12 protein-coding genes and 1 pseudogene are annotated in these 13123 nt (G+C 74.0%); 12 read left to right on the top strand and 1 reads right to left on the bottom strand.

Going from position 1 to position 13123, the window contains the following annotated elements:
• Positions 1 to 2 precede the first annotated feature (2 nt).
• From M0M48_RS27785 to M0M48_RS27825, 9 genes are all read left to right on the top strand, one after another.
• Entirely contained in the window at positions 3 to 761 is a 759-nt protein-coding gene (locus M0M48_RS27785) for a hypothetical protein (RefSeq protein ID WP_257753619.1), read from the top strand.
• Complete coding sequence (locus M0M48_RS27790) at positions 758 to 1978, top strand: hypothetical protein (protein WP_257753620.1); 1221 nt, start codon at positions 758 to 760, stop codon at positions 1976 to 1978. Before M0M48_RS27785 ends, M0M48_RS27790 begins: the two co-directional genes overlap by 4 nt.
• A 30-nt stretch (positions 1979 to 2008) precedes the next feature.
• Positions 2009 to 3631: a glycosyltransferase family 61 protein gene (locus M0M48_RS27795; protein WP_257753621.1), complete on the top strand. Its 1623-nt coding sequence runs from the start codon at positions 2009 to 2011 to the stop codon at positions 3629 to 3631.
• A gap of 167 nt (positions 3632 to 3798) precedes the next feature.
• Positions 3799 to 4710: a Rossmann-like and DUF2520 domain-containing protein gene (locus M0M48_RS27800; protein ID WP_257753622.1), complete on the top strand. Its 912-nt coding sequence runs from the start codon at positions 3799 to 3801 to the stop codon at positions 4708 to 4710.
• The gene (panC, locus tag M0M48_RS27805) at positions 4707 to 5591 is read left to right on the top strand and encodes a pantoate--beta-alanine ligase (protein WP_257753623.1); all 885 of its coding nucleotides are present in this window, start codon (positions 4707 to 4709) and stop codon (positions 5589 to 5591) included. The genes M0M48_RS27800 and panC overlap by 4 nt, the downstream gene beginning before the upstream one ends.
• Before the next feature lie 16 nt (positions 5592 to 5607).
• The gene (gene panD / locus M0M48_RS27810) at positions 5608 to 6027 is read left to right on the top strand and encodes an aspartate 1-decarboxylase (protein WP_215813632.1); all 420 of its coding nucleotides are present in this window, start codon (positions 5608 to 5610) and stop codon (positions 6025 to 6027) included.
• 25 nt (positions 6028 to 6052) lie between these two features.
• The gene (locus tag M0M48_RS27815; protein WP_215813631.1) at positions 6053 to 7723 is read left to right on the top strand and encodes an L-aspartate oxidase; all 1671 of its coding nucleotides are present in this window, start codon (positions 6053 to 6055) and stop codon (positions 7721 to 7723) included.
• On the top strand, positions 7720 to 8634 hold the full coding sequence (gene nadC / locus M0M48_RS27820; protein WP_257753624.1) for a carboxylating nicotinate-nucleotide diphosphorylase: 915 nt from the start codon (positions 7720 to 7722) through the stop codon (positions 8632 to 8634). Before M0M48_RS27815 ends, nadC begins: the two co-directional genes overlap by 4 nt.
• A gap of 2 nt (positions 8635 to 8636) precedes the next feature.
• On the top strand, positions 8637 to 9413 hold the full coding sequence (locus M0M48_RS27825) for a type III pantothenate kinase (RefSeq protein ID WP_215813915.1): 777 nt from the start codon (positions 8637 to 8639) through the stop codon (positions 9411 to 9413).
• Here M0M48_RS27825 and M0M48_RS27830 read toward each other — a convergent pair.
• The gene (locus tag M0M48_RS27830; RefSeq protein WP_257759279.1) at positions 9410 to 10552 is read right to left on the bottom strand and encodes a hypothetical protein; all 1143 of its coding nucleotides are present in this window, start codon (positions 10550 to 10552) and stop codon (positions 9410 to 9412) included. The two genes, M0M48_RS27825 and M0M48_RS27830, sit on opposite strands and share 4 nt — an antisense overlap.
• A gap of 208 nt (positions 10553 to 10760) precedes the next feature.
• On the opposite strand from M0M48_RS27830, the gene M0M48_RS27835 reads away from it, so the two are divergent.
• From M0M48_RS27835 to M0M48_RS27845, 3 genes and pseudogenes are all read left to right on the top strand, one after another.
• Positions 10761 to 11102, top strand: a complete 342-nt coding sequence (locus M0M48_RS27835; RefSeq protein WP_215813914.1) for a histone-like nucleoid-structuring protein Lsr2 — start codon at positions 10761 to 10763, stop codon at positions 11100 to 11102.
• Between the two features lie 81 nt (positions 11103 to 11183).
• On the top strand, positions 11184 to 12407 hold the full coding sequence (locus tag M0M48_RS27840; protein WP_257753626.1) for a sensor histidine kinase: 1224 nt from the start codon (positions 11184 to 11186) through the stop codon (positions 12405 to 12407).
• Positions 12397 to 13063 (top strand): annotated as a pseudogene (locus tag M0M48_RS27845) (response regulator). Before M0M48_RS27840 ends, M0M48_RS27845 begins: the two are co-directional and overlap by 11 nt.
• Positions 13064 to 13123 lie beyond the last annotated feature (60 nt).

The raw sequence follows: 13123 nt of genomic DNA on the forward strand, positions 1-13123 counted from the left end.
GCGTGACCACCCTGCGGATCCCGGACCCGCGCCTCGGCCTGAATTCGTTCGCCACCGACGCCTGGTGGGAGGCGACCCCCGACGCTGAGCGGACCCCGGACGCCCGGGTCGTCGCGGCCCCCGGAGCCCCGTGGGACGGCGAGCGGACGCTGCTGGTCGCCGGCGCCGTCACCGACCACCTGGCAGAGCCGACCGTCGCTGCGGTCGAGGCCTGGGCCGCGGAGGTGTGCGCCCTCGTGGCCGCGCAGCCCGGCCCGGTGCACCTCGCGGTGTCGCTGTCGACGGTCCGCTCGCTCGACGAGGCGGTGACGCTCGCGCAGGGCCGCCGCTGGCCGGCGTACGACGCCGTGGAGGCGGCGCGCCACCGGGCCGGTGAACCGGTCCCGGTGCCCTCGATCCCGGGCGGTCAGCAGGCGGTGAGCGCGTTCGTGACCGCGCTGCTGCCGCAGGTCGAGGTGCTGGCCGCGTCCGGCTGGGCGACCGCGGCCGACGCCACCGCCGACGCCACCGCGTGCGTGTCCCGCTCGCTCGACGCCGACCCCGACGTCCCCGACGACCTCGCCCGTGAGCTGCGGGCGGCCGGCCGTGCCGCGCTGGTGGCGTTCGAGGAGGCCGGGCTCACGATCAGCGGCCCCCGCGACGCGCTGCTCTGGCCGGTGTCGGCCGAACGCGGACAGATCCCGATCGAGGTCGCGGCCGACGCGGCCGTCGAGGCGATGCTCGCCCTGCGCGAGCGCCCGGCCGTGGAGGTGGCCCGATGAGGCTCGCCGACGGCACCACGCTGCTCCACATCGGCCCCTACAAGACAGGGACGACGGCGATGCAGGGCGCGCTCTGGGAGGCGCGTGACGCGCTCGCCGAGCACGGTGTGCGCTACCCCGGCGAGCGGGCCCACGAGATGGGCGCCGCGATGGCGGTGGCCCTCGGCCGCGTCGAGCCGGGTCAGGACCTCGCCGAGCAGCGCGAGCGCTGGCACGCCCTCGCTGCCGAGCTCCGCGACGAGCGGCCGCGGATCGGCATCGTCAGCAGCGAGGTCTACTGCGAGGCCAGCGACGAGGGCGCCCGCGCGGTGCTCGACGGGCTCGGCCCCGCGACCCAGGTGCTCATCACGCTGCGCCCCGTCGTCCGCCTGCTCGGCTCGCAGTGGCAGCAGTACACCCAGAACATCGCCGTCCCGTCGTACCCCGACTGGCTGCGCGAGATCCTCGACCACCCCGAGGGAGAGCGGGTGACGCCGTCGTTCTGGCGCCGGCACCGTCACGACCGCCTGGTCGAGCGCTGGGTCGGTCTGGTCGGCCCCGAGCGGGTGACCGTGGTCGTCGTCGACGACCGGGACCACGACGGCCTGCCGCGGGTCTTCGAGGAGCTCCTCGGCGTCCCGGCCGGGCTCCTCCAGACGCCCGCCGACCGCTCGAACCGCTCGCTGACCTTCCCCGAGACCCAGCTGGTCCAGGCGCTCGTACGACGCACCAACGGCCCCGCCTTCGGCCCCGCCTTCGACTCCGCCGATCACAGCCGATTCGTCCGCTTCGGCGCGGCCCGCGGGCTCCAGGCCGCGCCCGCCGACCGGGCCGCCGAGCGCGTCCTCACCCCGGCCTGGGCGGTCGACCAGGCCCTCGCGATCGGTGCCTCGATGGCTGCGCGGGTGGCCGCGTCCGGAGCGACCGTCATCGGCGACCTCGGGCTGCTCTCCGACCCCGCCCTCGCGCCCGCCACCGGCGACAACGCGCCCGTCACCGCGGTCGACCCCGTCGCCGCCGCGGCGCTGGTCGCCGGGGTGATCAGCAAGCTGTCCGGGGTCCGTGGCGGCCCCGAGCCGCGCGTGGACGGTGGACCGGTCGAGAAGGCGGTGTGGTCGCGGCACCACGCGGTCGTGGCGCAGTGGGAGTCCGCGCCGCCCTCGGCCGCGCCGGCCGAGCGCTCGTCCCTGCGGGCCCTCGCCGGCCGGGTCCGACGCCGGCTCGGCGGCTCCCGCTGAGGCTTGGCACATCGAGTTAACATCGATGGTGTGGGCCTGTTCCGGGGGAAGCGCCGCTCGGGGGACGCGTCATCGATCGTGACAGCGATCGCCGACGCGGTACCGGGGCCTGCGGCCACCGGTGTGATCCTGGGTGCTCCGGACGCCGACCTCGTCGCGGGCCTCCACCGCGCACTGCCCGGGCTGAACCTCCTTGCGCTGCCTGAGGACCCCGTGGCCCGGCACCGGACCCTGATCGCGGAGGGGCCGCTCGACCTCGTCGTCGACGGTGGCGACATCGAGGGCCGGCTGCGCCGGTTCAACCGGACGTTCTTCCCACTCCGTCCTGGTGGCGTCTACGTCGTCGCCCACGGTGCCGACGAGCTCGGTCCCGGGGCCGGCCCGCTCGGTCACCTGCTCCAGGAGGCCGCGTCCCGCGCCGAGATGCCGCTGCGCGCGCGTCGCAGACACCAGCACGACTCCGCGCTGCGCGCCCTTCGCTCCCACGTCCGCACGGTGGTCGTCGACGACCACCTCGTGCTGTCCCACGACCTTCCTGACATCCGCGCGCTGATTCGCGAGGAGAACCTCGATGCCTATCTCGCGGCGGTCCCCACGCCGCACCGGGTGCTCGCCGTCCACCCGGTCGGGGAGCCACCCGACGAGCCGGAGTCCCTCGAGCTGCCCCAGCCCCGGGTGAAGCACGACGGCCGTCCGATCGAGCCGGTCGACCTCCACCTGCGCGACTACCGCGACGTCGTGGTGGCGCCGTACCAGGTGGTGCTCGATGACCGGTTGGTCCTGCCCGACACCTTCCGCCACCACCCGCAGCCCCAGCTCCACAACAAGATGCTGGCCAAGGTGGCCCCGGGTTTCGCGGTCCCGGTCGCGCCGGTCCCCGACGACATCCCGCGCCTCGACGGCACCTACCTGCACCTCGACAACGAGGCCCGCGGCCACTTCGGCCACCTGCTGACGGAGTCGCTGAGCCGGGTCTGGGCCTGGCCCGAGACCCTCGCGCTCGACCCCGACGCCCGGGTCCTCGTGTGCGCGACCGTCAAGCGGCCCGAGCTGCTGGAGTACGAGCTGGCGATCTACGAGGCCGCCGGCATCCCGCGCGACCGGGTGGTCCTGGCCAGCGGGCCGGTGCGGGTCGAGCGGTTGATCTCCGGCACCCCGATGTTCAGCAATCCCTACTACGTCGACGCCCGCATCGCCGCCACCTGGGACCAGGTCGGCGACCGGCTCGCCGCGGGAGCCGCGCCGCGCGAGTGGCCGCGGCGGGTCTTCCTCTCCCGCCGCGAGACCAAGCGCGCCTGCGTCAATGGGCCCGAGCTCGAGCAGGTCTTCGTCGAGCACGGGTTCGAGGTGCTCTTCCCCGAGGACTACTCGCTCGGCGAGCAGGTCCAGCTCTTCCGTGCCGCCGACGTGATCGCGGGCTTCGCCGGCAGCGGGATGTTCCAGATCGCCTTCGTCGCCGACCCCAAGACCGTCATCCAGGTCGGCTCCGAGGCCTACGGTCCCCGCAACGAGTACCTCATGGCCGCCGTGCGCCGGCACCGGCTCACCGGCATCGTCTGCCAGGCCTACGACGGCCGCGGCCTGGCCGCCGACTGGTGGTACGACGAGCAGCGCGAGGGCCCCGCGCTGCGCGCCCTTCTCGCCGGGCTGTGATCCAGCCCACCCGGCTCACCCGTTTTCCGCCGCCCTGATCCCGGCGTACCGTTGAGCCGTCCCCGGAACCCCGGGGCGACAGCACTGAGCACAACGTCCGGTACCCACCCCGGCTCCCACCCTCACCGGCGGGAGTGGTCGGAGGGACGGGAACGAAAGGTTCACGAATGTCCCACCTGTTTCGTGTGGGCGTCGTCGGCGCGGGTCGCGTCGGCGCCGTCCTGGCCGCTGGTCTCCAGGGGGCCGGCCACACCGTCGTCGCCGCTGCGGGCGAGTCCGACGCCTCGCGGCGCCGGGCGGCCGAGCTGCTGCCGAGCGTCCCGCTCCGCAAGCCGAGCGATGTCGCGCGCGAGTCCGAGCTGCTGCTCCTGACCGTGCCCGACGACATGCTCCCCAACGTGGTCAAGGTGCTCGCCGACAGCGGGGCCCTCCACGCCGGTCAGTACGTCGCACACACCTCGGGTCGCCACGGCCTCGCCGTGCTCGCGCCGGCCGCCGCCGTCGGCGCCCGGGTGATCGCCCTGCACCCCGCCATGACCTTCACCGGTACGGCGGTCGACCTCGAGCGGCTCCACGGCTGCGTGTTCGGCCTCACGGCCGGCGCCGCCGAGCGCGAGGTCGCCGAGGCGCTCGTCGCCGACCTCGGCGGGCGCGCCACCTGGGTGCCCGAGGAGATGCGCACGCTCTACCACGCGGGTCTCGCCCACGGCGCCAACCACCTCGTCACCCTGGTCAGCGAGGCGATGGGCCTGCTCGCCGCGGCCGGGGTCGACGACCCGGCCGGCACCCTGCGGCCCCTGCTCGACGCGGCACTCGACAACGCGCTCGCCCACGGCGACGCCGCCCTCACCGGCCCGATCGTGCGCGGCGACGTCCAGACCGTCGCGGCTCACCTCAAGGACATCTCGGCCAACGCGCCCGACACCGTCCCGTCGTACGTCGCGATGGCATGGGCCACCCTCGACCGCGCCGTCACCGACGGCCGGCTGCTGCCGATCCGCGCCCAGGCGATCGCCACCGTCCTCAGCGCCTACGGCGACCGCCGCTTCGTCAGCCACCCGCGGGTGGAGACGGCGTGACGACGCTGTCCACCACCCCGGCCGTCGCCCGCAGCCGGACCGAGCTGGCCGGCCTGCTCGAGGGCCGTGGTCACGTGGTGCTGGTGCCGACGATGGGCGCGCTCCACGAGGGGCACGCGACGCTCATGCGGATCGCCCGGGAGCGGGCCGGCGCCGAGGGCGTCGTGGTGGTCTCGGTCTTCGTCAACCCGCTGCAGTTCGGTCCCGGCGAGGACCTCGACCGCTACCCGCGCACGTTCGACGCCGACCTGGCGCTCGCGGCCGGCGAGGGTGTCGACGTGGTGTTCGCGCCGGTCGTCGCCGAGATGTACCCCGACGGCGTCCCGCACGAGGGTGTCGCCTCCGAGGCCGTCACCGTGCAGCCCGGTCCCCTCGGCGAGGTGCTCGACGGCGCCAGCCGGCCCGGCCACTTCCGCGGCGTGCTGACCGTGGTGGCCAAGCTGTTCGGCCTGGTCCGCCCGGACGTCGCGATCTTCGGCGAGAAGGACTACCAGCAGCTCGCGCTCATCCGCCGGATGGTCGCCGACCTCTGCCTGGGCATCGACGTCGTCGGCGCCCCGACCGACCGGGAGCCCGACGGGCTGGCCCGGTCGAGCCGCAACCGCTACCTCGACGCCGAGCAGCGGCAGCAGGCCGTCGCGCTCAGCCGGGCGCTGAGGGCCGCGCAGGAGCGGGCGCCGTACGGCGTCCCGGCGGCGCGGTGGGCGGCGATGGCCGTGATCAAGAGCGAGCCCGGCGTCGAGCTCGACTACCTGGCGCTGACCACCACCGGTCTGGGTGAGCTGCCCGACTACCCCGAGCCCGGCACCGAGGGCCGGGTCCTCGTCGCCGCCCGGGTCGGCACCACCCGCCTCATCGACAACCTGCCCCTGCAGTTCTGAACCGAGGGAGACTCCCGTGCTGCGCACCATGATGAAGAGCAAGATCCACCGGGCGACCGTGACCCAGGCCGACCTGCACTACGTCGGCTCGGTCACCGTCGACGAGGACCTCCTGGAGGCCGCCGACCTGCTGGCCGGCGAGCTCGTGCACATCGTCGACATCACCAACGGCGCCCGGCTCGAGACCTACACGATCGCCGGCGAGCGCGGCAGCGGCGTGATCGGCATCAACGGCGCCGCCGCCCGGCTCGTCCACCCGGGCGACCTGGTGATCCTCATCGGCTACGGCCAGATGAGCACCGAGGAGGCCAAGGAGTACCAGCCGCACGTGGTCTTCGTCGACGCCGACAACAAGATCATGGCGACCGGCTTCGACCCGGCCGAGACGTTCGGCGACCCGACCCTGTCCCGCGGTGACGTCACCGCGACGCGCTGACGCCGCGGATCAGTAGTCTGCTGGGATGCCTGAACAGCTGCGCCTCCCCGGGCGCCTCACCGCGCCGAGCCCGGGTTGGACCACGCGCGCCGACGTCGTCATCGTCGGCTCCGGCATCGCCGGACTGACCGCCGCGCTCCGGCTGCGCGGCCGGGTCGACAAGATCCTGGTCGTCACCAAGGACGTGCTCAACGCGGGCTCCACCCAGTGGGCCCAGGGCGGCATCGCCGCGGCGCTCGGTCCCGGTGACACCCCCGAGCAGCACGAGGCGGACACGCTCGTCGCGGGCGCCGGGGCGTGCGACCGGGACGCCGTACGCGTGCTGGTCAACGAGGGACCCGAGGCGGTGCGCGAGCTGATCGCGCTCGGCACCAACTTCGACCACACCGACGACGGTGAGCTGTCGCTGACCCGCGAGGGCGGCCACCACCGCGACCGGATCGCCCACGCCGGCGGCGACGCCACCGGAGCCGAGATCCAGCGGGCGCTCATCGCCGCGATCGAGGCGGCCCCGGACATCGAGGTCATCCAGCACGCGCTGGCGGTCGACCTGCTGCTCGGCCCCGACGAGACCGGTACGACGGGCGTGGCCGGCCTGACCCTGCACGTGATCGGCGAGGGCGAGCGCGACGGCGTCGGCGCCGTCCACTGCCGCGCGGTCGTCCTGGCCAGCGGCGGCCTGGGCCAGGTCTTCTCCCAGACCACCAACCCCGCCGTCACCACCGGCGACGGCATGGCGCTCGCGCTGCGCGCCGGCGCCACCCTGCGCGACCTGGAGTTCGTGCAGTTCCACCCGACCGTGATGTACCTCGGCCCGGACTCCCGCGGCCAGCAGCCGCTCATCTCCGAGGCGGTGCGCGGCGAGGGCGCCTTCCTCGTCGACGACGAGGGCAACCGGATCATGCAGGGCGTGCACGAGCTCGCCGACCTGGCCCCGCGCGATGTCGTCGCCAAGACGATCATGAAGCGGATGCTCGAGACCGGTCGCCCTCACATGTGGCTCGACGCGCGCCACCTGGGCGCGGAGTTCTGGGAGCGCCGGTTCCCGACGATCCTCGCCACCGCACGGTCCTACGGCATCGACCCGGTCACCCAGCTGATCCCGGTCGCGCCGGCCTGCCACTACGCCTCGGGCGGCGTGCGCACCGACCTGCTCGGGCGGACCAGCCTGCCGGGGCTCTACGCGACCGGCGAGGTCGCCTGCTCCGGCGTCCACGGCGCCAACCGGCTGGCGTCCAACTCGCTGCTCGAGGGACTGGTGTTCTCGCGGCGCATCGCCGAGGTGCTGCCCGGCGAGCTGCCGGCCTGGCGCGAGCCCGGCGCGGACCGTCGTACGGCGGGGCTGGTGGCGGGCGACATCCGCCGCGAGCTCCAGGAGACGATGAGCTCCCGGGTCGGCGTGCTGCGCTCGGCGCCCGGGCTGGCCGAGGCGGGCGTTGTCCTCGACAAGCTCGCGGGTCACGCCGCCGAGAGCGTCGACCAGGCCTCGTGGGAGGCGACGAACCTGCTCACCATCAGCGCCGCGCTCGCCGGCGCGGCCGCGCTGCGCCAGGAGACCCGCGGCTCGCACTGGCGCGAGGACTTCCCCGAGCGCGACGACGCCCAGTGGGCCGGGCACTTCGACGTGACCATGGACGACGGCGTCACCACGGTCGCCTTCCTCCCCGCCCCGGCGACCGACGGAGACACGCCGTGATCGCGCGCACGCCCTTCGCCGACCTGCCCGGCGTACTCGTCGACGAGATCGCGGCTGCGGGCCTCGACCCCCGGGCGGTCTACGACCACATCGCGCTCGCCTTCGAGGAGGACCTCCCCGGCGGCGTCGACGACGTCACCAGCGACGCGATGCCCGACATGGGGACGGCGGTCGCCGACTTCGCCGCCCGTGAGCCCGGCGTCGTCGCGGGCCTGGCGATCGCCGAGCTCGCCTTCGCCTACGCGCTCGGCGACACCGTCACGATCACCGGACGCGTGCCCGACGGCACCCGGGTGGCGCCCGGCGACGTCGTGCTCACCGTGTCCGGTCCGGTCCGCGGCGTGCTGACCGCCGAGCGGACCGCGCTCAACTTCGCCTCGCACCTCTCCGGCGTCGCCACCGCGACCTCGCGCTGGGTCGACGCCCTGGAGGGCACCCGTGCCCGGGTGCTCGACACCCGCAAGACCCTGCCCGGCTGGCGCGCGCTCCAGAAGTACGCCGTGCGCTGCGGCGGCGGCGTCAACCACCGGTTCAGCCTCGTCGACCGGGCGATGGTCAAGGACAACCACGCCGTCGCCGCGGGTGGCGTCGTCGCGGCCTACGAGGCCGTCCTCGCGAAGCACCCCGGCTTGCGCGTCGAGGTCGAGGTGATGAACCTCGACGAGCTGCGCGCCGTCCTCGCCGCCGGCTGCACCGAGGTGCTGCTCGACAACATGAGCACCGCCGACATGACCGAGGCGGTCCGGATCAACGAGGCCGCGGGCCGGCCCGCGACCCTGGAGGCCTCGGGCGGCCTCACCCTCGGCCGGGCCCGCGAGGTCGCCGAGACCGGCGTCGACTTCATCTCCGTCGGCGCCCTGACCCACTCGGTCGTCGTCTTCGACCTGGGCCTGGACTTCCGGACGGCGTGACCATGCCCCTGCTCGCGGCCGACATCGGCAACGCCCACACCGTCCTCGGCCTCGTCGCCGACGGCGAGGTCGTGGCGGACTGGCGGGTGTCGACCAACGAGCACCGCACGGCCGACGAGTGGGCGGTGCTCATCCGCGGTCTGCTGGGGGCGCGCGCCTCCGAGATCACCGGGGTGGCCGTGTGCGCGACCGTCCCCGCGGTGCTCAACGCGTGGCGCGAGATGCTGCCCTCGCACTTCCCCGACGTACCGCGGGTGATCGTCGAGCCGGGCATCCGGACCGGCGTACCGATCCTCGTCGACAACCCGCGCGAGGTCGGCACCGACCGGATCGTCAACGCGCTCGCGGCCGCGGCGGACTATCCCGTCCCGGCGATCGTCGTCGACTTCGGGGGCACCGCGACGACGTACGACGTGGTGGACGACCAGGGCCGCTACGTCGGTGGCGCGATCACCCCCGGCATCGAGATCTCGCTCGACGCCCTGAGCCGCGGCGGCGCCCAGCTGCGCATGGTCGAGCTGGTCCGCCCGCGCGGCGTGATCGGCAAGAACACCGTCGAGGCGCTCCAGTCCGGCATGGTCTTCGGCGTCGCCAGCCAGGTCGAGGGCATGGTCGAGCGGCTGCTCGACGCCCTCGGCTGCCCGGCCGCGGAGGCCTCGGTGATCGCGACCGGATATCTCGCTCCGCTCGTCGTCGACGAGTGCCGCTGCTTCACCGACTCCGCGCCGGCGCTGACCTTGCGCGGGCTTGAGAAGGTGTTCGCGCGCAACCAGCGCTAGCGCTCGCGGCCGCCGCGCAGCCGGCGCATCCCGCGCCGGGCGGCGTCGCGCAGCCCGGGCTCGGCCTCGCTCGGCGGCGCCGGCGGCGGCGCGGCGAGGAGCTGCTGGGCGCTCGCGGCCAGCCCGGCCGCGAACCACCCGGCGAATTCCGTGTCGACGCTCGCCGGAGCCTCCGGCGTCTCGGCGACGCCGGGCAGGGCCACGCCGGAGAGTGAGTCGAGGTCGCCGAGCACGGTGACGCCGCTCGTGCGCAGGCGCTCGGCGGCCGACCGCCCGATCTCGTTGGCCCGGGCCACCGCCCAGTCGGGGGTGATCATGCGCGCCTCGCCGGAGGTGGGCGTACGGGCCTTGAGGTGGTCGCGGAAGTGCGCCAGGAAGCGGGCGTAAAGATCGGGCCCCAGACCCAGCGCCTTGAACTGCGCGTTGAACTGGCGCAGCACCTCGACCTCGGCCGCCGTCAGCGAGCGGTTCTCCTTGGCCTCGCGCGAGGCAAGGGTCTCGGGTCGCAGCCCCAGGATCTCCTCGAAGGCGTGCGGCAGGAACTGGTGGTCGGCCGCGTCGAGCACGACCACGATGACCCGCTCGGGAACCACGTGCGCGGCCCAGCGCCGGGTGAGCTCGTCGTGCGCGTGCCGGACCCAGAACTGCGGCGGCGGGGCCACGGCGGGCTCCTCGTCGAGGACCGAGTGCAGGAAGTCGTCGTACTTGCGCAGGCCGAGGCGCTGGATGCCCTGCTGGTACTGCGACGGCAGGATCTTGGCCAGCGGCCGCAGCGTCACCACGACCCACAGGTCCTCGGCGCCGACCTCGTCGACGACCTGCGCGATCTGGGCGTCCTTGGCGTCGGAGAGGAACTCGCTGCTGTAGATCCGCCGGTCGCCCGACGTCCGCGTCATCTCGCCGACCAGCGCCTCCCAGCGCCCCCGCGCGGCGTCGCGGTCCATGCCGGCCACCAGTCGCCCGGTGATCCAGCGCGCTGCCGCGGCGTCGTGGCGGGTGGGGGAGAGGTAGCGCACGCCCTGCGCCGCCAGGTCCTTGCGCGCCTGGTGCAGCGCACTTTGGAGCGCGGTCGTCCCGGTCTTGTGCGGGCCGATGTGAAGGACCCGCGCGGAGGAAGGGACTTCGGCCGGCGACGACATGCGCGTCATGCTAGCGGTGGTCGAGAACTCCGAATCCGGCGGGGATTTGCCGCCGGCTATTTGCGGACAATTCAACGATGTCAGTGACTCGACAGATATCGGCAGATCATCCCCGATAAACACGCCGCCGTGCATGTCAGCCATTTGATCCGCTATTTTGATTTCGGCGATATTCCGCCGGTCCATCGTGCGAGAGTTTGGGGAAAGCATGGCGCAGAAGGTCAATATCATCCTGGTCGACGACATCGACGGGAGCGACGCTTCGCAGACGGTCGCTTTCGGTCTCGACGGGTCCAATTACGAGATCGACCTCAATGACAAGAATGCGAATGCGCTGCGCGAGGCGCTCGCCGCCTATGTCGGCCACGCCCGCAAGGTCGGCCGCGGTGGTGCCGGCGGCGCCAAGCGCGGCCGCGGCGCGGCGGCCGCCGCTGCCGGTGGCGCCTCGGCCAAGGAGGTCCGGGAGTGGGCACGGGCCAACGGTCACGACGTGCCCGAGCGCGGCCGGATCCCGTCCGACGTCCGTGAGGCGTACGACGCCGCGCACTGAGTCGATCACCCGTCCGGGGGAGCGGTGGGTCCGCTCTCCCGGGGGTGGCGGCCCGGTGACCCGGGCCGCGAGCATGGGCGCGTGAACGCGCTCAAGGACTATTTCGCCGGCATCCCGATCCGGTACCCGGTGATCGCCGTAGCCGGCGGTGTGGTGCTCTACCTCGCCGCCCAGCAGACGCCCTGGGCTCCGTTCTCGGTGTCGAACAACGCCGAGGCCGTCGAGTTCACCCAGGGATTGCTCGACCTGCTCTGGATCGGCCTGGCCCTCGCGCCCCTGATCGCGCTGCGCCGGCCCTGGCTCGGTGCGTTGGTGGTGCTGGCGCCCCTGCCCATCGGGGTGATGTCCGAGCACGAGTGGCCTTTCGTCATCTACGTCGGACTCGCCGTGGTCGCGGTGGTCGGCGCCTGGACCAGCCCGCGGCAGGCGGTCGTGGTCGGGGCGCTGGCTCTGGCGCCCGTCGCGACGATGGCCTTCGGGTGGAGCGCGATGGTCGTTCCCTACGGGGCGCTGATCGAGGTCCGGCAGGCGGGCGACGGGGTGGGGATGCTCGCGGCGTACACCGTCGTCACCGGCGCGCTGCTGGGCTGCGCGATGTGGTTGCGTGGGCACGCGGCGCGCGATGCCGAGCGGGCGGAGCTGGCCCGTCAGACCCGTGAGGTGGGTGCCGAGCGGGCGATCGTGGTCGAGCGGGCTCGGCTGGCGCGGGACCTGCACGACGTCGTGGCGCACCACGTGTCGCTGATCGCGGTCCGGGCGGAGACCGCGCCGTACACGGAGCCGGAGCTGGATCCGGCCGGACGCCGGGTGCTCGCCGAGGTCGCCGCCGAGGCCCGGCTGGCGCTGGACGAGCTCCGCGGTGTGCTGGGCATCCTGGGGCGTTCCGGTGAGGCCGAGCGGTCGCCCCAGCCGACCCTGGCCGATGTCACCGCCCTGGTCGAGCGCTCCCGCCGTTCCGGTCAGGAGGTCACGCTCCGCGGCGACGTGCAGGCGCCCGTGGGTGCCGCGGCCGGGTACGCGGCGTACCGCGTCGTCCAGGAGGCGCTCACCAACGCGCGCAAGCACGCGCCGGGGGCGCCGGTCGAGGTGGTCGTGGCGACGACGCCGAGCCTGCTCGAGGTGGGCATCGCCAACCCGGTGACCGAGCCGCCCACGGGCCTGGCCGGCGGACGAGGCCTGCCCGGCATGCGCGAGCGCGTCGAGGCGCTGGGCGGCCGGCTGCGGGTCCGGGCCGCCGGTCCGCGCTTCGAGGTCGACGCCACGGTCCCCGTCAACGAGCGGGTCGGGGGCGCGGGTGTCTCCTGAGCCGATCCGGGTGGTCGTCGCCGACGACCAGCCCGTCATCTGCGCCGGGTTCGCGGCGCTGCTGGCCGCCCAGCCCGGGATCGAGGTGCTCGGGACCGCGGGCGACGGGCGCGAGCTCGTCGCCCTGGTCGCCCGGACCCGCCCTGACGTCGCGCTGGTCGACGTCCGGATGCCCGAGGTCGACGGCATCGAGGCGACCCGCCTGATCACGGCGGACCACCCGACCCGGGTGCTCATCCTCACCACGTTCGACCTCGACGCCTACGTGTACGACGCCGTGCGGGCCGGGGCGAGCGGCTTCCTGCTCAAGGACGTCACGGCCGAGCGCCTGGTCGAGGCCGTCCGGATGGTGGCCGAGGGGGCGGTCCTCCTCGCCCCCGCCGTGAGCCGCCAGCTGGTCGCGGCCCGGTTCGCCGACGTCCCCCTCGCGCGACCGGAGCCCGCGGCGGCGCGCGAGCTCAGCCCTCGGGAGCGCGAGGTGCTCCTCGAGCTGGCCCGGGGCCGCTCCAACGCCGAGATCGCCGGTGACCTGAACGTCTCTCCGGAGACCGTGAAGTCCCACGTCGCGGAGGTGCTGCGGAAAGCTCGGACTGCGCGACAGGATCCAGGCCGTGGTCTACGCCTACGAGCACGGGCTGGCCGGCCGCGTTCGCTGAGAGCGCACAGGGAACAGGCGCTCACCTGGAACGCGTAGGGTGTGAGCGGGGTTGTAACCC

Source organism: Pimelobacter simplex, from assembly GCF_024662235.1.
GTDB lineage: Bacteria > Actinomycetota > Actinomycetes > Propionibacteriales > Nocardioidaceae > Nocardioides.

Bases quoted from the DNA above. Each gene is read 5' to 3' on its own strand.
- M0M48_RS27800 (WP_257753622.1), top strand. From the start codon at position 3,799: ATGTCCCACCTGTTTCGTGTGGGCGTCGTCGGCGCGGGTCGCGTCGGC.
- M0M48_RS27835 (WP_215813914.1), top strand. From the start codon at position 10,761: ATGGCGCAGAAGGTCAATATCATCCTGGTCGACGACATCGACGGGAGC.
- M0M48_RS27830 (WP_257759279.1), bottom strand. From the start codon at position 10,552: ATGTCGTCGCCGGCCGAAGTCCCTTCCTCCGCGCGGGTCCTTCACATC.
- M0M48_RS27815 (WP_215813631.1), top strand. From the start codon at position 6,053: ATGCCTGAACAGCTGCGCCTCCCCGGGCGCCTCACCGCGCCGAGCCCG.
- M0M48_RS27790 (WP_257753620.1), top strand. From the start codon at position 758: ATGAGGCTCGCCGACGGCACCACGCTGCTCCACATCGGCCCCTACAAG.
- M0M48_RS27825 (WP_215813915.1), top strand. From the start codon at position 8,637: ATGCCCCTGCTCGCGGCCGACATCGGCAACGCCCACACCGTCCTCGGC.